Genomic DNA, 18946 nt, shown 5'->3' on the forward strand with positions numbered 1-18946 from the left:
GGTGAACAATGATGATGAATATTCCTGCCGCCATCGTATCTATGCCGGTCGGACGCACGCCGGCAGGATCCGAATCCGCATTGCCGGCGGCTTCCGCCGCGGCATCGGCGAGCTTCGGCCAGACGCTGGTCTATCACATCGGAGCGGGGAACGGAAAAGCGGCCGGTGCGGAAACGAGCGCGGCCGGTCCGCTTGCCGCGCTTGTGCCGGCAGCTGCGGCCGGACAGCCGGACGAAAGCGTCACGCTCGATATGCTGCTCGGACAAATCGCCGCTCTGCTCGAGCAGTTGGAGGAGCAGTCTCCGATAGCGGACAATGGCACAGGGGAAGAACTGTTCGCTTCTTACGAACAGACGTTCGAACAGCTGGAAGCGCTGCTTGCGCTGCTCGGCATCCAGCCGGAAGCCTATCCGGCGCCGCCCGCCGCCGCTTACGCGCAGCTCGCGGTCGGGACTGCCGCGGTCCCATCGGGCCGTACGGAAGCCGAATGGCGCACCCTGCAGCTGAATATCGGGGAAGCGCTGCTTCAGCTGCAATCGGCACTGGAATCCGGAACGGCGCGCATGGGCCATCGCGAGACGTATGCGCTGATCGCCGGACAGCTGCAGAAGCTGCAGGGGCTGCTGTTCGAAAATGGCGCCGCCGGCCAAACAGGCCCTGCCGGCCAAGCCGGTCAAGCCGGACCGGCCGGTCAAGCGCCGTACGCCGGCGACGTTTCGGCGGAACGCCAGAGCCGGCAGCCGCATGTCCGGATCGAAGCGCCGATCCGGCTTCAGCCGGCGGAACCGTCACCCGGGCCGACGGTTGCCATTGCAGCGCAGGAACAAACGGACGGCAGCCGCCTGCTCCGGCGTCTTGCGCAGCAGCCGGTACAGCCGAACGTGCTGGCGGCCGTCGTAGCGGCATCGGGCGGCACGCAGCAGACGGAAGAGCCGACGCCGCCTGCCGAGACGTTCGGTCAGCCGGCCCAATTGCCTGCCGCGAACAGCGTAGCCGCAGAAGGCCAACGTCCTGCCGCGGCGTTCGCGCCGAAAGCCGAAACGCCGGTTTACATCCCTGCCGCCAAGTTTGCCGACACGATGAATACCTATATCGTGCAGCGATTCGACATTACGCTGGCTCAAGGCCGATCGGAGGCGCGGCTGTCGCTTTCTCCCGAGCATCTCGGTCAATTGGAAGTGAAGCTGACGGTCCGGAACGGACAGCTTGCCGCCCAGTTCGTCACCGATACGCCGATGGCCAAGGAAATGCTGGACAGCCAGCTGCCGCAGCTGCGCGCCGCTTTGCAGCAGCAAGGCTTGCAGGTCGATTCACTGGATGTGACGTACCGGGACGGAGACGGCTTTTCCTCGGAACTGGACAGCAGGCAGCATGATCGGGGACATGGCCGGGACGACCGGTCCGCCGGCCGGGACGGAACGGATGGAAGCTTTAGCGAAGAGAACGCGTTTGAAGCCGAACTGGCAGAGCTGAACATAAAGCGCGAGCTGGGGTACGGCCGGGCGATCAGCGTTACGGCCTGAGCCGGCCGGACTAAGCCGGCAGACGCTTCGCAGTCATGATTCCGCGGCTGACGCAAGGCGGAACGGAGGTGACGCATATGGCGGACAACGCCATTCCGACAAATAACGTATGGCCTTACTATAACGCCGCCAATGTCGCGAGGGCCGGGCAAAACAACGCAGGCGGCCAACTGGGCAAAGACGAGTTTCTGAAAATTTTGGTCGCCCAGCTGCGCCACCAGGATCCGATGGCGCCGATGCAGGATACCGAATTTATCGGGCAGATGGCCCAATTTACGTCATTGGAGCAGCTGATGAATATGGCGGAGGAAATATCGCTGCTTCGCCAAAATTTGGGCGCGAACTCCAACCTGATCGGCAAGACGGTGGAATGGTACGAGCTGATCGACGGCAGCTTGGAAACGAAGAAAGGAGTCGTCGATTCGATTCTGCTTCGGGACGGCATCCAGTATGTCGTGGCAGGGGCGACGGAAGTGCCGATCGACGAGCTCATTTCGATCTCGAATACGCCGGACGGGGGCGAACAGCCCGAAGAGCCGCCGGAAGAGGCGGATGCCGGAACCGGCGGCGAAGCGGGTGCGTGACGGCGCCGGTTCCGGCGGCATCGGCATGAAGCGCGATTGAACGCAAGCCAATCGTATCCATTATATAAAGGAGGAATCATGTTAAATGATCAGATCGATGTATTCCGGCGTGTCCGGCATGCAGGGCTTTCAGACGAAGCTTGACGTTATCGGCAACAACATCGCCAACGTCAATACGATCGGCTTCAAAGCCGGGCGGGTCATGTTCAAGGACATTATGAGCCAGACGGTTGCCGGCATTACCCGTCCCGAGGAAGGCGAGATCGGCGGCGTCAATTCGAAGCAGATCGGTCTAGGCGTTACCGTCGGATCGATCGGCACCGTACATACGCCCGGCAGCGCCATGACGACGAACGTCGCGACCGATTTGCGGATCGACGGCGACGGCTTTTTCGCCGTTATCGCCAATGCCGATCAGGAAGTGCCGTATTTGACGCGCGCGGGCAATTTCACGCTTGACGCCGCCCGGCAGCTGGTGACGGCGGACGGCTATTTCGTGCTCGCCGAAGGCGGGGAGCCGATCGTGCTGCCGGAGGAGGTAACGGCGTTCACGATCGGGCAAGACGGTACCATTAATGCCGTTTATCAGGACGGGACGAGCGAGCCGACCGAGTTTCGCATCGGCCTCGTGATGGTCGACAACCCGAACGGCCTGGAGAAAATCGGCGGCAATATGTACCGGCCTACCGGCAACTCCAACCTGGAAGATATTGAAGTGGTCGGAGCGAACGATCCGGAAGCCGGTACCGGAGCGATTATCGCCGGACAACTGGAAATGTCGAACGTCGACCTGACGGGCGAATTTACCGAGATGATTATCGCGCAGCGCGGCTTCCAGGCCAATTCCCGAATCATTACAACCTCCGACGAAGTGCTCCAGGAAGTTGTCAACCTGAAACGATAATCCGTGAAGCCGGCCGGGGAAGCGCTACGCCCTTCCCCGGCATTCGAGGAGGAAATGGATGATTACCGTTACGAGGCTCAATGGTACGAAAGTAACCGTCAACGCGCTGCTGATCGAAACGGTCGAAGAAACGCCCGATACGGTCGTGACGCTGACGACGGGCAAAAAAATAATCGTGCGGGAAAATACGCCGGAAATTATCGCGCTCGTTCAAGATTATCTCGGGGCGGTCGGCTTCTATGCGGCGAACCAAAAGAGCGGATATTCGGAGGGATCATCGACATGAAAAAATGCTGCCCTGGCTGATCACGATTTTGCTTGCCATTACGCTCATCGCGGTCGTGTCCATCGTCGTATTCGATTCGCTTCTCGGCAGCGATCTGAAGGAAACGAAAACGGCCGAAAAGAAGACGCTGACCGCGGATGAACGGGTGGAGGTTACCTCCGAGATTACCGATATCAAACGCAATTTGCTGGACCCCGATTACGTCGTTGTCGTCAGCTTTGCGTTTCAACTGGACAGCAAAAAAGCGAAGGCCGATTTCGACAAGGTGAAAGACATTCAAATCCGGCCCATCATCAACCGGACGCTGGCGGACATGACCGCGGAGGAACTAAACGGTTCCAAAGGCCAGGATGCGCTCGGAGCCAAGCTGCTTCAATCGATCAACGAAGTGCTCCCCAGCGGGAAAGTGGTCAAAGTCGACATTACCAATTTCTTTTTGACACAGCTGTAGCGAAACGGCGCGAAACGGGCTTCTCCGCATAAAAGACGGCGAAGGGCGTTCACGCTTGCGATCCGGCTTGTGCTGACGCTAAAGCTAAAGCATCAGGAGGTGAGTGCACTTGGTCGATGTATTGTCGCAGAACGAAATAGACGCTTTGCTGGCCGCTCTCTCTTCCGGAGAAATGGATGCCGAAGAGCTGAAGAAGGAGGAAACCCAGAAGCGCATTCGGGCTTACGACTTCAAGCGGGCCGTCCGGTTCTCCAAAGACCATATCCGCAGTTTGACGCGAATCCACGAAAACTTCGCGCGCTACTTGACGACGTATTTCTCGGCGCAGCTTCGCACCTTCGTGCAGATCAACGTCGTGCAAGTCGAGCAGCTGCCGTATGACGAGTTTATCCGCTCGATTCCGAAAATGACGATATTGAACATTTTCGAGGCGGAGCCGCTTGAAGGGCGCATGGTGCTGGAAGTTCATCCGAACGTCGCCTACGCGATGCTGGACCGTCTGCTGGGCGGACAAGGTACGGCGCCCTCGAAAATCAATGCGCTGACCGAAATCGAGACCATTATTATGGAGCGTATTTTCAGCCGCACGTTTGAAAGCTTGCAGGAAGCGTGGAAAACGGTGATCGACATTTCGCCGAGGCTGGAGGCGCTGGAAACGAATCCGCAATTTATGCAAATCGTATCGCCGAACGAGACCATTGCGCTCATATCGCTCAGCACCAAAATCGGGGACACGACAGGGATGATCAACCTGTGTATCCCTCACGTCGTGATCGAACCGATTATGCCGCGCCTGTCGGTCCATCATTGGTTCGTGTCCCAGAAAAAACGCGCGCGCCCGAAGAAGTGGAAATGCTGGAGCAGCGCGTGAGCAGGGCGAAGCTGCCGATCGTGGCCGAGCTCGGTGAATCGACGATTACGATAAACGAATTTTAAGCTTGTCGGTCGGAGATGTCATCGCGCTGAACAAACCGGTCGGCGAAGGTCTGAAGATCAAAGTGGGCAATAAAGTCAAGTTTATCGGCAGCCCCGGATCGGTGAAAGACCGACTTGCCGTTCAGGTGAACGAAATTGTCAGCGAGGGAGCGGAGGAAGATTATGACGAGTAAAGACTATTTGTCCCAGGAGGAAATCGACGCTCTGCTGCGCCAGACGGCGGGAGAGTCCGACGGGGCTCAGGCTGCCGATGCGGGAGACAGGGACATTGAAACGTATTTGTCGCCCATCGAGCAGGATACGTTGGGGGAAATCGGAAATATTACGTTCGGCAGCGCGGCGACCGCGTTATCTACATTGCTGGGCAAAAAAGTGGACATTACGACGCCGAAGGTGTCGATCGTCCACCGCGACGAGCTCGGCGATGTGTTTCCGAAGCCGCATGTGGCCGTGCATGTCAGCTATGTCGAAGGTTTTCAAGGCATCAACTCGCTCGTCATCAAGACGCGGGACGCCCAGGTTATCGCCGATCTGATGCTGGGCGGCGAAGGCGCGATATCCGAAGAGGCGCTGAACGAAATTCATATCAGCGCCGTGCAGGAAGCGATGAACCAGATGATGGGCTCGTCCGCAACGTCCATGTCCACCATTTTCAACCGGTTGGTCAATATTTCGCCTCCCGCGATCGATATTCTCGACGTCTCCAAAGGAGACGGTGTCGGCAATTTGCCGCCGGTCGACGTATTCATTAAAGTGTCGTTCCGCTTGACGATCGGCGACTTGATCGATTCGACGATTATGCAGCTGCTTCCGGTATCGTTCGCCAAGGAGATGGTGGCGACGCTGATGGGCGGCAGCGCGGTTGACGAGCAGACGGATACCGCACAGACCCGCGCGCTCGAGGAAAGCTCCTCCGCCGCTCAAGAAGCGGCCGCTGCGGCGGCTGCGGTCGAGCCGCCTCAGCCCGAATCGCCGCCTTATGCGGCAGCGCCGCCGCAGCCGGATTACGGCGAGGCGTTCGCCAGAGCCAGCGCTCAGCAGCCGGGACAGCAGCATCCGCATACATACGGCGCCGCAAGCCATCGCAATGTGAACGTACAGCCTGTTCAATTCGCCAATTTCGGGCAGCCGTCATACGCGCAGGTCGACGAGACGAACCTGAATTTGCTGCTCGATATTCCGTTGAAAGTGACGGTTGAGCTGGGAAGAACCCAGAAGCAGATTAAAGAGATATTGGAGTTGTCCCAAGGCTCGATCATCGAGCTGGACAAGCTTGCCGGCGAACCTGTGGACATCCTTGTCAACAACAAGCTGATCGCCAAGGGCGAAGTGGTCGTCATCGACGAAAATTTCGGGGTAAGGGTCACGGACATCGTCAGCCAGTGGGACCGAATCCAGAAACTTCAATAATCATTCCGGGAGGAAATAGACAAGATGGCAAATCGTATTCTGATCGTAGACGACGCAGCATTTATGCGAATGATGATTCGCGACATTCTCACCAAGAACGGCTACGAAGTCGTCGGCGAGGCGCCGGACGGGATGCAAGCGATCGAAAAGTTTAAAGAGCTCAAGCCCGATCTCATCACGATGGACATTACGATGCCCGAGATGGACGGGATTGCTGCGCTTAAAGAAATCAAAAAATCGATCCGAACGCCAAAGTCATCATGTGTTCCGCCATGGGGCAGCAAGCGATGGTCATCGACGCGATTCAGGCAGGCGCCAAAGACTTCATCGTCAAACCGTTCCAGGCGGACCGCGTCATCGAAGCGATCAAGAAGACGCTCGGGTAGAGGCGGCTATGCAGCGGTTTGCAGGCTTTGGCTTGCCTTTTGCCTTCGCGTTGCCGATGCCGTCCGCCCTTGCCGCGGAAGCGCCGGCGGCAACTTCGGATCACCCGCCCGACATGATCAGCGGGGCGGATATGACCGGAAGCGTCATTTGGGTCATCTTCGCCTTGCTTTTCGTGATCGTACTGATCGTCATCGTGCTGAAGTGGCTGTCCCGGCGCACGTGGACATGGGGGGCCAATCGCCGTTTCCGTCAGCTTGGCGGGGTGCCGCTCGGACAGCATAAATCGCTGCAGGCCGTGGAGTTCGGCGGCCGCATCTATTTGCTCGGCGTCGGCGACGATATCACGCTGATCGAGAAGATCGAAGACCGGGCGGAGGTGGAAGCGGTGCTGGCGTCGCTTCGCGCCGAATCGCCATCCGGTATTGGCGCCGCTCCGCTGCAGCGGCTGATCGAAAAGTTCGCCAAGCGCCGGGACGGCGAATCGCCGGCAGAGGAAGAAGCTTCGTTCGAGAGGACGCTTCGCGAAAAGCTGGAGCTTCAAACCGAACGGAAGCGTGAGATGGAACGGCTGTTGAAAGAGACTAAGCAAAGTGATCGGTTGACGGACGAATGAATAAAAAACATGGATCTCATTTATCGTAATGCTGCTGCCCGTCATGCTGTGGAGCATGCCGGTATTCGCCGAGCCGCTCCCCTCCATCGACATCCGGATCGGGGACGGTCAGGGCGAACAGGGAACGAGCGCGCTGTCCTTGCTGCTGCTCATTACCGTGCTCAGCATCGCGCCCGCCATTCTGGTGCTGATGACAAGCTTTACCCGCATCGTCGTCGTGCTCGGGTTCGTGAGAACGTCGCTCGGCACGCAGCAGATGCCGCCGAACCAGGTGCTGATCGGACTGGCGATGTTTTTAACCTTCTTTATTATGTCGCCGACGATTGCGCAGGTGAACGAAGTGGCGCTGCAGCCGTATTTGAAAGGCGAGCTGACCCAGACCGAAGCGCTCGAGCAGGCGGCTGTGCCGATGAAGAAGTTTATGTTCTCCCATACGCGCGAGAAAGATCTGCTGCTGTTCATGAATTATACGAAAACGGAAAAACCGGCGAGCTACGAGGAAATTCCGATTACGGTGCTCGTGCCCGCTTACGTGCTGAGCGAACTCAAAACGGCGTTTCAGATGGGCTTTATGATTTTCATTCCGTTTCTCGTCATCGACATGATTGTAGCGAGCGTGCTGATGGCGATGGGGATGATGATGCTGCCGCCGGTTATGATCTCGCTGCCGTTCAAAATCTTGCTGTTTGTTCTGGTGGACGGCTGGTATCTCGTCGTCCAATCGCTGCTGCTCAGCTTTAAATAGGCCGATGCTTACGAGGTGACTTTGCCCTGCGCAAAGTCTAAGCCAATGCTTACGAGGTGACTTTGCCCTGCGCAAAGTCTAAGCCAATGCTTACGAGGTGACTTTGCCCTGTGCAAAGTCTTTAGGAGGTCAATCGTGAATTCCGAATTCGTCATCGGGCTGGCGGGACGGGCGGTCTATACGATTCTTGAAGCCAGCGCGCCGATGCTTGTCAGCGGTCTGGTCGTCGGTCTGATCGTCAGCATTTTGCAGGCGACGACGCAAATTCAGGAACAGACGCTTGCCTTCGTCCCGAAAATTGTCGCCGTGCTCGTATCGATCATTCTGTTCGGACCGTGGATTCTGAACACGTTGATCGGCTTTACGTACAACTTGCTTAACAATCTCCATCAATACATCGGATAGGCGTGTTTTCGGTGGCATGGATTCTGCAAGGTTTTTCTGTTTTTTTGCTCATATTCTGTCGGATAACCGCATTTTTTGTCGTCGCTCCGGTGTTTTCGCATCGAACCGTACCGGCGCAGTTCAAAATCGGACTCGGTTTTGTCGTGTCGGTTCTCGTCTTTCTCGTGTACGGGATGAAACAGACGGTCGTTCCGGACGCCGAATACATATTGTTCGTTATCCGGGAAGTGCTTGTCGGCCTTCTTCTCGGCTTTACGGCCGCCATGTTTTTGCCGCCGTCCAGACGGCGGGCGCGTTTATCGATTTGCAGATGGGATTTGCGATGGCCAATGTGTTCGATCCGGCTACGGGCGCCAACTCGCCGATCATGGGCCAGTTCAAATACATCGTGCTGACGCTCGTTTTTTGTCGATGAACGGCCACCATTTTTTACTGCGCGCGCTGCTCGACAGCTACCAGTGGGTGCCGCTGTCGAACCGTCTGTTTCAGGAAATATACGCCGGAGGGGTTAGCGGCTTTCTTGTGCGGACGTTCACCGAGACGTTTATGATCGCCCTGCAGATCGCGGCGCCGCTCATTGTAGCGATGTTTCTGACGGACGTCGGCCTCGGTTTTCTGGCGCGAACCGCACCGCAGTACAACGTGTTCGTCATCGGGATTCCGCTCAAAATATTGATCGGCTTGATCATGCTGATGCTGCTGATGCCGGCGTTTTCGAGCTTGTTCGAGCAGCTGTTCGTTCATCTTTTCGATTCGCTTGAACGGTTGTTCGGCTTGCTGCAAGGCCGGGCACAATCCGGATAGGGGGCGCGCCGCATGCAGACGTATCGCTGGCAGCTCGATCTGCAAATGTTCAATCAGGAGAAGACCGAGAAAGCGACGCCGAAGAAGAGGCAGGAGACCCGCCAAAAAGGCCAGGTTGCCAAAACGGTGGAGTTGCCCGGGGCGCTCATCCTGCTGTTTGCTTTCCTCAGTTTTTTCTTGCTCGGCGGGTTTTACAAGGAGCGGCTTCTGCACCTGTTCGGGGATTTGCTGCAAGACTGGCTCACGATGGAATTGTCGGCCGGCAACGTCATGTCGCTCGCTTATCAGGTCATGATGGAAGTCGGGCTGATGCTGGCGCCGATTTTTGCGATCGCCGTCGTCGTCGCCATCGTGGCCAATCTGATACAGTTCGGCTTTCTGCTGTCGGGCGAGCCGCTCAAGATGAAGCTGAACAAGCTGAATCCGATCAACGGGCTGAAACAAATTTTTCCGTCCGCTCGCTCGTCGAATTCGTCAAAAGCGTACTGAAGCTGATCGTCATCGGGCTGCTCGTCTTCTGGACGATCAGCTCGGAATGGAAACGGATGCTGTCGCTTTCGTTTCTGTCGGTCGAAGAGATATTCGGATTCGCCGCGAGCCTGACGCTCAGGCTGGGGCTGCAGATCGGCGCCGTGCTCTTCGTGCTGGCCGTTCTGGACTACCTATATCAAAGGTACGAATACGAGAAGAGCATCCGGATGTCCAAGCAGGACATCAAGGACGAATTCAAAAACACGAAGGCAATCCCCTGATCAAAGGCCGCATTCGGGAGCAGCAGCGCAAGATGGCGCTTCGGCGGATGATGCAGGAGATTCCGAAAGCGGATGTCGTCATTACGAACCCGACGCATTTTGCCGTGGCGCTCCGGTATGACGCGTCCGAGATGGAGGCGCCTGTCGTCGTCGCCAAAGGGATGGATTACGTCGCCCTGCGCATCAAGGAGATCGCCAAGGAGCACGGCGTCGTGACGATGGAGAACAAGCCTCTTGCCCGGGCGCTCTACGATCGGACCGATATCGGCGACATGATTCCGGGCGATCTGTTCCAGGCGGTGGCGGAGGTGTTGGCATACGTCTACAAAATAAAAGGACGCGTCAAATCATCTTAATCAAGGATAACGGGAGGGACCGTCATGAAGCCATTCAAGGACTTGGGCATATTGTTCGGCATTATCGGAATCGTCCTCATGATGGTCATTCCGGTGCCGCTCGGACTGCTCGATATCCTGCTCGTCGTCAACATCTCGCTGGCGCTCATCATCCTGCTTATTGCGATGAACACGAAAGACGCGCTCGATTTTTCCATATTCCCGGCGCTTCTGCTCATTACGACGCTGTTCCGTCTGGCGCTTAACGTCTCGACAACGCGGAACATTTTGCAGCATGCGGAAGGCGGGGAAGTCATCGAGACGTTCGGCAACTGGGTGGCCGGAGGCGAAATTGCGATTGGCTTCATCGTATTCCTCATTCTGGTCGTCGTCCAATTTATCGTCATTACCAAAGGCTCCGAGCGGGTGGCGGAAGTGGCTGCGCGCTTCACGCTCGACGCGATGCCCGGCAAACAGATGAGCATCGACGCCGATTTGAACGCCGGGCTGATCAATGAGCAGCAGGCCCGGGAACGCCGGGCCAAAATCGAGCGCGAGGCCGATTTCTACGGGGCGATGGACGGCGCAAGCAAGTTTGTCAAAGGGGATGCGATCGCCGCGATTATTATTCTGCTTATCAATCTGATCGGCGGATTTGTCGTCGGCATGGCCATTCACGACATGAGCTTTCAAGAGTCGCTCAGCACGTATTCCATTTTGACGATCGGCGACGGGCTTGTCAGCCAAATTCCTGCGCTGCTGATCTCGACAGCGGCGGGGCTCATCGTGACGCGCGCGGCTTCCGAGGGCAATTTGGCGCACGATGTGACGGGACAGCTGTTCCGGTATCCGCAGCTGCTGTATATCGTGGCCGGCACGATCGCGCTGCTCGGCTTGTTCACGCCGATCGGCGTGACCGCGACGCTGCCGCTCGCGGCGGTCGTGGCGTTCGCCGCTTGGCGGATGCAGCAGACGCTGACGAAAAGCAGCAGCAAGAAGAACTGATGGAAGAGGAGCAGCAGATCGAAGAAGTGAGAAGCCCGGAAAGCGTCGTCAGCCTGCTTCAGGTCGATCCGATCGAATTCGAATTCGGCTATGGGCTCATTCCGCTCGCGGATACGCAGCAAGGCGGCGATCTGCTCGACCGCATCATTATGATCCGCAGGCAGTGCGCGCTCGAGCTCGGCCTCGTCGTTCCGGTCATCCGGATACGCGACAATATCCAGCTCAAGCCGAACGAATATGTCATCAAGATTAAAGGCAATACGGTCGCCAGAGGCGAGCTGCTGCTCAACCATTACCTGGCGATGAGTCCCGGAATCGAAGATGACGACGTGATCGGCATCGAAACGACGGAACCGGCATTCGGATTGCCGGCGCTGTGGATCGACGAAACGACCAAAGAGCGGGCGGAGCTCGCGGGCTATACGGTCGTCGATCCGCCGTCGGTCGTGGCGACCCACTTGACGGAAGTGATCAAGCGCCACGCCCATGAACTGCTCGGACGCCAGGAAACGAAGGCGCTGATCGAAAACGTCAAGGAGACGTATCCGGCGCTTGTCGACGAGCTGATTCCTTCGCTGTTGTCGATCGGCGACGTGCAGAAGGTGCTCGCGAAGCTGCTGAAGGAAAAATATCGATCCGCGATCTTGTCACGATTCTCGAGACGTTGGCCGACCATGCGCCATTCACCAAAGACCCGAACGTTCTGACCGAATACGTCAGACAAGCGCTGTCCCGGCAAATTACCCAGCAATTCTCGGGGGGCGGCGATACGCTGCGCGTCATTACGGTAGGGCCGGGGCTGGAGAAGCGCATCGCGGAATCGGTTCAGCAATCCGAACAGGGCAGCTATCTGGCGCTCGATCCCGTCGCCACGCAGCAAATCTATCATAAGCTCCGCGAGCAGGTGAGCCGGGTCGCGCAGTCCGGACAAAATCCGATCGTTCTGGCTTCTCCGACTATCCGGATGTATTTGCGCCAGATCGTCGAGCGGACGATGCAGGATGTGCCGGTTCTCTCATACAGCGAGCTTGAGCCGAACGTCGAAGTTCAAAGCGTCGGGGTGGTGAATTTATGAGAGTAAAGCGTTATGTCGCCGGCTCCATGGCCGAGGCGCTGCCGATCATTCGCAGCGAGCTCGGCAAGGATGCGGTCATACTGAACACGAAGGAACTGAAAACGGGCGGGTTTCTCGGGTTGTTCGGAAAGCGGAAAGTCGAGGTGATCGCCGCCGTCGAAGCCGCTTTGCCGCCGGAACCGGCCGCGCAGCAGCGAAAGGCGCCTCCGCCTTCGTCCTCTAATGTGCGGACGTTATATGCGGTCAAAGGGGAAGCGGCCGGTCCCGATTCGGCGCAGGAGGCGCCGGCCGAACCGTCTGCTGCGGCGCGCCCGGCGCCCGAAAGCCGGCCCGACCCGCAGCAGGAACAGCAGCTGCTGAAAGAAATCCGGGAGTTGAAAGCGTACGTGTCGCGTTTGCCGGTCACGGCCGCATCGCTGTCCGGTCCGCTGCGCCGGCTATCCGATCGGCTGCTTGCGCAGGAAGTGGCGCCGGCAATGGTCGACCGTCTGCTCGACGAGCTGCGGAAAAGGAACAGGCCGGCACGGAGACGGATGCGGCGCAGCTCTGGCAAGCCGCGAGCCGGGTGCTGACCGGCTGGCTGGAGCCGCTCGTGGACGAGGGAATTCGGCCGGATACGCGCGTCGTCCATTTTGTCGGACCGACAGGCGTGGGCAAGACGACGACGATCGCCAAGCTGGCCGCCGAACAGTCGATCCGGAACCGGCGCAAGATCGGCTTCATTACGTCCGATACATACCGCATTGCCGCCGTCGAACAGCTGAGAACGTATGCGTCGATATTGAACGCGCCGATGGAGGTCGTCATCTCCCACGCCGATCTGGACCGCGCTTTCCGGCAGCTGGAAAACTGCGAGCTGATCTTCATGGATACGGCGGGCCGCAATTTCCGCAGCGAGCTTCACGTATCCGAAGTGAACAGCCTGCTGCGCGCGGGCGACCGGAGCGACACTTATCTCGTGCTCAGCATGACGGCGAAATCGGCCGATATGACGGCGATCGCCGGACAATTCGCCAAATACGGCGTAACCAAGGCGTTGTTCACGAAGCTGGACGAGACCGAAACGTACGGGGGCATCCTCAACGTCGTGCTCGAGCATCAGCTCAAGTTGGCCTATATTACCGGGGGACAGACGGTGCCGGACGACATCGAGCCTTTTCGCGCAGACCGTTATGTCGCCAAGCTGCTGGGAGATGCTCCCGATGATTGATCAGGCGGAGGCGCTTCGCCATCTCGTGCTCCGCCGGGAGCGGCAGGAGGCGGGCCGGCAGACCCGGATCGTCACGGTAACCAGCGGAAAAGGCGGCGTCGGCAAATCCAACTTCAGTCTCAATTTCGCGCTCTGCCTGCAGCGGCTCGGCCAGCAGGTGCTCGTCTTCGACGCCGATATCGGCATGGCGAACATCGACGTGCTGATGGGCCAATCGTCGCGGTACAGCCTGTACCATCTGCTGAAGCGCGAGAAGACGATCTGGGACATTATCCAGACCGGGCCGGAAAACCTGCACTATGTCGCCGGCGGCTCCGGCTTCGCGGATTTGCTCGATCTGACGCCGGACGAGCTCGATCATTTCACCGAACAGATCGGGAAGCTGCAAGGCCGGTACGATATTATTCTGTTCGATACGGGAGCGGGCTTGTCCAAGGAAGCGGCCCGGCTTATCGCCGCGGCGGAAGAGGCGATCGTCGTCACGACACCGGAGCCGACGTCCATTACCGATGCCTACGCGCTCGTCAAAATGGTGCTCGCGCTCGAAGTGGACGTCCGTTTCCGGCTTGTCGTCAACCGGGCGGAAAGCTTCGCGGAAGGACGTACGACCGCCGAAAAATCGATATGGCGGCCAAACGGTTTCTGAAAACGGAGCTGCCGACGCTCGGCATCGTGCGTGACGATGTCCATGTGCGGAAGGCGGTCAGGCAGCAGGTGCCGTTCACGGTCGCTTATCCGGATGCCGACGCTTCGCGGGCCATTGCCGAAATGGCGCGCAAATATCTGGATTTGCCGGGCGCGGATTCCCGTGGCGGCGGGGTCAGACAATTTATACAGCGAATGTTCGGACGGAAATTCTGATCCTAATGAATGGGAGGAGACTTCTGATGGCGCCAGCGGATCCATATCGCGTGGTGGTTGTCGACGATTCGGCGTTCATGCGCAAAGTCATCACGGATCTGATCGAAGCGGACGGGCAGTTCACCGTTGTCGCTACCGCGACGACAGGCGTGGAAGCGCTGGCCGAGATCCGGCGGCATCGTCCCGACGCCGTGACGCTCGATCTGGAAATGCCGGAGATGAACGGGCTGGAGGCGCTTCGGCTTATTATGAAGGAATGCCCGACGCCGGTCATTATGTTCTCGGGGATAAGCGAACAGAATACGCGCGATACGATTCAGGCTTTGCAATCGGGGGCGTTCGATTTCATCCGCAAGCCGACGCTGGGCGCTTCCCGCGATATTCATCTGATCGGCAGACAGCTTCTGGAGAAGCTGCGCACCGCCGTAATGGCGCGGCGGCCGGGTTTGCCGCCCCGCGGCTCTGCGGCCGCGCCGCCGGTACGGCAGCGTCCGCAGCCGGCGCCCCTTTCGCCGGATGCGAAGCGCGGCCGCGCTGTAAAGGAGAAGCCGGAGCCGGGCGCTGCCGCCGGCCGGCAGCCGAACGCGGGAAGCGAAGAGAAGGCGGCGGCCGTCCGCCGCAAGGCAGCCGCGCCTTCTGCGAATCCGCCGTCCGCCGCCGCTCCGGTCAAGCCGGTCAAGCCCGCGGCAGCCGCTGCGCCGCTGACGGGCGCTGCGGGTACGGCGCGTCCGCCGGCTGCGGTCCGTCGGCCCGACGAAGCGGCCTATCGGTTTCGCGACATCGTCGCGATCGGCACGTCGACCGGCGGCCCGCGGGCGCTGCACGAGGTCGTGACGGCGCTTCCGGCCGATCTGGCGGCGCCGGTGCTCGTCGTGCAGCATATGCCTCCGCGCTTCACGCTTTCGCTGGCCGAGCGGCTCGACGCTTTCAGCGCGCTCAAAGTTACCGAAGCGCGGCAGGGAGAGAGAGTAGCCGCGGGCGTCGTCTATATCGCCCCCGGAGGCTTCCATCTCGAATTGGGACGGGACGCGGACGGCTATTTCATCCGGCTGACGGACGCTCATCCCCGCAGCGGGCACAGGCCTTCGGTCGACGTCCTGTTCGAGTCGCTCGTCCCGTATACCGAGCTGCGGCGGCACGCCGTCATTATGACGGGAATGGGCAGCGACGGGACGAAAGGGATGATCGCGCTTGCGAAAAGCGGAGCGGTATCGACAATCGCCGAAGCCGAAGAGACATGCGTCGTATTCGGCATGCCCCGGGCGGCCATCGAAAGCGGAAGCGTGCGGACGGTTCTGCCGCTGCACCGCATAGCGGGACATCTCGCGGACGCGGTCCGAGGCCGGGATCGTGACGGCGCTGGGGACGGGGACGTCCTTCGGAACATCGGGAATCCGGAACGCAATATTTAGGTTAAGAGGAGGTGCATGGCCGTGGATATGAATGCGTACTTATCGATGTTTATTGATGAAGCGGGCGACCATCTGCAAGCGTTGAACGACAACATGCTGCAGCTGGAAAATACGCCCGAGGACTTGACGATCGTCCAGGCCATATTTCGTTCGGCCCATACCTTGAAAGGGATGGCGGCGACGATGGGCTTCGAGGATCTGGCTTCCCTGACGCATGAAATGGAAAATGTGCTCGATCTGGTGCGCAACAGCAAGCTGCGGATGGACAGTTTCATCTTCGATACGCTCTTCAAATCATTGGACGCGCTGGAATCGATGGTGCAGGATATTACGGCCGGAGGAGCGGGGAGCGCCGATGTGTCCGCGATCGTCGCTTCGCTGCAGGCGATCGTGAAAGGAGATTACAACGCCGGCGGCGGTCCCGCAGCGGGCGGCGCCGCCGAAGGCGCAGCGGGCGCCGGGGATTCCGGATTGCAGCTTGACCAGTATCAAGTGTCCGTTCTCCAGCAGTCGATGGACAGCGGCCACCAGGTCTACCATATTACGGTGACGGTCCGCGAAGATTGCGTGCTGAAAGCGGCCCGTGCCTATATGGTTTTCGATTTGCTGGAGCGGCACGGGGAAGTCGTGAAATCGGAGCCTTCCGTTCAGGATCTGGAGCAGGAGAAATTCGATCGTACCTTTACCGTATTTGCCATCTCCTCGTTATCGCAGGAGGAGCTGCAGCAGCAGATCGCCGCTATTTCCGAAATCGAAGAAGCCGCTGTGACGAAGCTTGATCCCGAATCGCTGCAAATATTGGCCAGACCGAACGTTCCTTCCGCCCCCGCGGCGCCTTCCGCGCCCCCTGCGGCCGGAGCGCCGGAAGCGGCCCGGGAAGCGAAGCGGCAGGCTGCGGCCGCCAAGGCGCAAACCGCCGCGGCTGGAGGAGCGCTTCCGCGGACGATCCGCGTCGATATCGACCGGCTGGACACCTTGATGAACCTGTTCAGCGAACTGTTGATCGACCGCGTCCGACTGGAGCAGCTCGCTTCGGAAATTCGCAAGCCGGAGCTGACCGATACGGTCGAGCATCTGACCCGCGTCAGCGGCGATTTGCAAAATATCGTGCTGAAGCTGCGCATGGTGCCGGTCGAATCCGTATTCAACCGTTTTCCGCGAATGATCCGGGACTTGGCCAAAAGCCTGGGCAAGAAGGTCGAGCTGGTCATCACCGGCGCGGAAACCGAGCTCGATCGTACCGTGATCGACGAAATCGGCGATCCGCTCGTCCATCTTCTGCGCAACTCGATCGACCACGGTCTCGAAAGCGTGAGCGAGCGGATCGCGGCCGGCAAGCCGGAGACGGGCACCGTTCATCTGCGCGCTTACCATAGCGGCAACCATGTGTTCATCGAAGTCGAGGACGACGGCCGGGGGATCAATCGCGAGAAGGTGAAGAACAAGGCGATCGCAAGCGGCATTCTGACGGCGGAAGAAGCGGGCAAAATGTCCGACGATGAAATCGCGATGCTTATCTTCGCGCCGGGCTTCAGCACGGCCGACACGATTTCCGATATTTCCGGACGCGGCGTCGGACTGGACGTCGTCCGCTCGAAGATCGCCTCGCTCGGCGGCAACGTGACGATCCGGACGTCGGAAGGCAAAGGTACGAAATTTTCCGTCGAGCTGCCGCTGACGCTGTCGATCATCTCGGCGATGCTCGTGAAGCTCGGCTCGGAAAAATACGCCATTCCGCTTTCTTCCATTGCGGAAACGGCGATCATCCGGCAGGAGCAGATCCGCCTTATCCACGGCAACCGGATGATCGAATATCGCGGCGCGGTCATTCCGGTGCTGTCGCTCAGCCGCATTCTCGAATCGCCGGATTATGACGAAAGCGCCGAGGAAGAAACCGAAGTTATTATCGTGCGGAAAGGCGATAAATGGGCTGCCGTCATGGTCGACGAATTTATCGGTCAAAGCGAGATCGTATTGAAGACGCTCGGCTCGTATTTGCCGAATACCGATATCGTGGCGGGGGCTACGATTCTCGGCGACGGTCAGGTCGCGCTCATTATCGATCCGAACGGATTGATCAAATAGGGAGGGCTGAAGCATGGGAGAAGAATTGAAAGTGATCGTCTTCGCGCTGGCAAACGAGGAATACGGCATTGAAGTGGACAAAGTCCGCACGGTCGAGCGAATGGCCCCGATTACCCGGGTGCCGAAAACGCCGCCGTTTGTCAAAGGCGTCATGAATTTGCGCGGAGTTGTCGTCCCGGTTATCGATCTTAAAGGACGGTTCGGGTTAAAGGAGACGGAGCCGACCGAACAATCGCGGATTATCGTCGTGGCGGTGAACGATATGGAGGTCGGATTTATCGTCGACGCGGCGAACGACGTAACGGACATCGACGAGGATGCGATCGACCAGCCGCCTGAGGTGGTCGGCGGCATCAAAGCCAAATATTTGCGCGGAATCGCCAAGCTGGACGACCGGCTGCTGATCATGCTGAATCTGAGCGAAGTATTGAACAAAAACGAAATCGTTCAGCTTGAGCAGATGGAGGCTTAGGTGTGAACGTCCTTGACCGGTTGGAGGAATTCGAGCTGGATGTGCTGCGTGAGGTCGGCAACATCGGATCCGGCAATGCCGCCACGGCGTTGTCGCGCTTGCTGGACAAGCAGGTGGATATGGCCGTCCCGCGCGTCAGCCTGATGCCGTTCGAGCGGATCGCCGACATTGTCGGCGGTCCGGAACAGATCGTATTCGCCGTTTATTTGCGCGTGGAGGGCGAGGCGCCCGGCAATCTGTTCTTTATCGTCGAGGAAGATTCCGCCAAGGCGCTGCTGCGCCGCTTCCTGGCGATCGAAGCGCAGCAGCCGGACGGTTATACGGAGATGGAATTGTCCGCCCTGTGCGAGATCGGGAACATTTTGGCCGGTTCCTATCTGTCTTCGCTGGCCGACTTTACGCGGATGTCGCTTGCGCCTACCGTTCCGGCGATCGCGCTCGATATGGCCGGTGCGATATTAAGCTACGGACTCGTACAGTACGGCGAAATGGGGGATTCGGCCTTGCTGATCGAAACGACGTTTTTGGAAGGCGGGGAAGCGTTAAAGGGCCGTTTTTTCCTCATTCCCGATCCGGAATCGTTCGTGAAAATTTTCCGTGCGCTGGGAGTGCCCGTCGAATGATCCAGAAAAAATGGTCAAGGTCGGAATGGCCGAACTGAATATCGCGCGCCGGCCGGACGTGCGCTCGA

At 58.9% G+C, this 18946-nt stretch carries 15 protein-coding genes and 6 pseudogenes; all 21 read left to right on the forward strand.

Annotation, left to right across the window (positions count from 1 at the left end; translation table 11 throughout):
- The first annotated feature begins 8 nt into the window (after nt 1-8).
- The 21 genes and pseudogenes from PACILC2_RS17430 (at nt 9) to PACILC2_RS17525 (ending at nt 18878) form a co-directional block, all read left to right on the forward strand.
- Nucleotides 9-1523, forward strand: coding sequence for a flagellar hook-length control protein FliK (locus PACILC2_RS17430; protein WP_213529767.1), 1515 nt, complete (start codon nt 9-11; stop codon nt 1521-1523).
- A gap of 35 nt (nt 1524-1558) precedes the next feature.
- Nucleotides 1559-2107 carry a flagellar hook capping FlgD N-terminal domain-containing protein gene (locus tag PACILC2_RS17435; RefSeq protein WP_213529769.1) on the forward strand — a complete coding sequence of 183 codons (549 nt, stop codon included), beginning with the start codon at nt 1559-1561 and terminating at the stop codon, nt 2105-2107.
- Nucleotides 2108-2192: 85 nt separating this feature from the next.
- Nucleotides 2193-3011, forward strand: a complete 819-nt coding sequence (flgG, locus tag PACILC2_RS17440) for a flagellar basal body rod protein FlgG (protein ID WP_062492569.1) — start codon at nt 2193-2195, stop codon at nt 3009-3011.
- A gap of 58 nt (nt 3012-3069) precedes the next feature.
- Nucleotides 3070-3297, forward strand: coding sequence for a flagellar FlbD family protein (locus PACILC2_RS17445; RefSeq protein WP_062492570.1), 228 nt, complete (start codon nt 3070-3072; stop codon nt 3295-3297).
- 4 nt (nt 3298-3301) lie between these two features.
- Complete coding sequence (locus tag PACILC2_RS17450) at nt 3302-3748, forward strand: flagellar basal body-associated FliL family protein (RefSeq protein ID WP_244863598.1); 447 nt, start codon at nt 3302-3304, stop codon at nt 3746-3748.
- Nucleotides 3749-3857: 109 nt separating this feature from the next.
- Nucleotides 3858-4857, forward strand: a pseudogene (gene fliM / locus PACILC2_RS17455) (flagellar motor switch protein FliM).
- A complete protein-coding gene (gene fliY / locus PACILC2_RS17460) occupies nt 4847-6094 on the forward strand; it encodes a flagellar motor switch phosphatase FliY (protein WP_062492573.1) in 1248 nt (415 codons plus the stop codon). The pseudogene fliM and the gene fliY overlap by 11 nt, the downstream one beginning before the upstream one ends.
- 24 nt (nt 6095-6118) lie before the next feature.
- Nucleotides 6119-6480 (forward strand): annotated as a pseudogene (locus tag PACILC2_RS17465) (response regulator).
- Between the two features lie 8 nt (nt 6481-6488).
- Nucleotides 6489-7094, forward strand: a complete 606-nt coding sequence (locus PACILC2_RS17470) for a flagellar biosynthetic protein FliO (protein ID WP_062492575.1) — start codon at nt 6489-6491, stop codon at nt 7092-7094.
- A gap of 28 nt (nt 7095-7122) precedes the next feature.
- Nucleotides 7123-7839 carry a flagellar type III secretion system pore protein FliP gene (fliP, locus tag PACILC2_RS17475; RefSeq protein ID WP_213529774.1) on the forward strand — a complete coding sequence of 239 codons (717 nt, stop codon included), beginning with the start codon at nt 7123-7125 and terminating at the stop codon, nt 7837-7839.
- Between the two features lie 135 nt (nt 7840-7974).
- Complete coding sequence (gene fliQ, locus PACILC2_RS17480; RefSeq protein WP_062492577.1) at nt 7975-8244, forward strand: flagellar biosynthesis protein FliQ; 270 nt, start codon at nt 7975-7977, stop codon at nt 8242-8244.
- An 11-nt stretch (nt 8245-8255) separates the two neighbouring features.
- A pseudogene (gene fliR, locus PACILC2_RS17485) lies at nt 8256-9048 on the forward strand (flagellar biosynthetic protein FliR).
- Between the two features lie 12 nt (nt 9049-9060).
- A pseudogene (gene flhB, locus PACILC2_RS17490) lies at nt 9061-10156 on the forward strand (flagellar biosynthesis protein FlhB).
- A gap of 24 nt (nt 10157-10180) precedes the next feature.
- Nucleotides 10181-12215, forward strand: a pseudogene (flhA, locus tag PACILC2_RS17495) (flagellar biosynthesis protein FlhA).
- Nucleotides 12212-12787, forward strand: coding sequence for a hypothetical protein (locus PACILC2_RS28805; protein WP_307860624.1), 576 nt, complete (start codon nt 12212-12214; stop codon nt 12785-12787). The pseudogene flhA and the gene PACILC2_RS28805 overlap by 4 nt, the downstream one beginning before the upstream one ends.
- Entirely contained in the window at nt 12781-13425 is a 645-nt protein-coding gene (locus PACILC2_RS28810; protein WP_307860625.1) for a flagellar biosynthesis protein FlhF, read from the forward strand. Before PACILC2_RS28805 ends, PACILC2_RS28810 begins: the two co-directional genes overlap by 7 nt.
- Nucleotides 13418-14286, forward strand: a pseudogene (locus tag PACILC2_RS17505) (MinD/ParA family protein). The gene PACILC2_RS28810 and the pseudogene PACILC2_RS17505 overlap by 8 nt, the downstream one beginning before the upstream one ends.
- A 26-nt stretch (nt 14287-14312) precedes the next feature.
- Nucleotides 14313-15698, forward strand: a complete 1386-nt coding sequence (locus tag PACILC2_RS17510) for a protein-glutamate methylesterase/protein-glutamine glutaminase (protein ID WP_213529776.1) — start codon at nt 14313-14315, stop codon at nt 15696-15698.
- Nucleotides 15699-15719: 21 nt separating this feature from the next.
- On the forward strand, nt 15720-17783 hold the full coding sequence (locus PACILC2_RS17515; RefSeq protein WP_213529778.1) for a chemotaxis protein CheA: 2064 nt from the start codon (nt 15720-15722) through the stop codon (nt 17781-17783).
- Nucleotides 17784-17796: 13 nt separating this feature from the next.
- Nucleotides 17797-18255, forward strand: coding sequence for a chemotaxis protein CheW (locus PACILC2_RS17520; RefSeq protein ID WP_062492582.1), 459 nt, complete (start codon nt 17797-17799; stop codon nt 18253-18255).
- 2 nt (nt 18256-18257) lie between these two features.
- A complete protein-coding gene (locus tag PACILC2_RS17525; protein WP_062492583.1) occupies nt 18258-18878 on the forward strand; it encodes a chemotaxis protein CheC in 621 nt (206 codons plus the stop codon).
- Nucleotides 18879-18946 lie beyond the last annotated feature (68 nt).

Origin of the sequence: Paenibacillus cisolokensis, assembly GCF_018403665.1 — a bacterium.
GTDB lineage: Bacteria > Bacillota > Bacilli > Paenibacillales > Paenibacillaceae > Paenibacillus_AH > Paenibacillus_AH cisolokensis.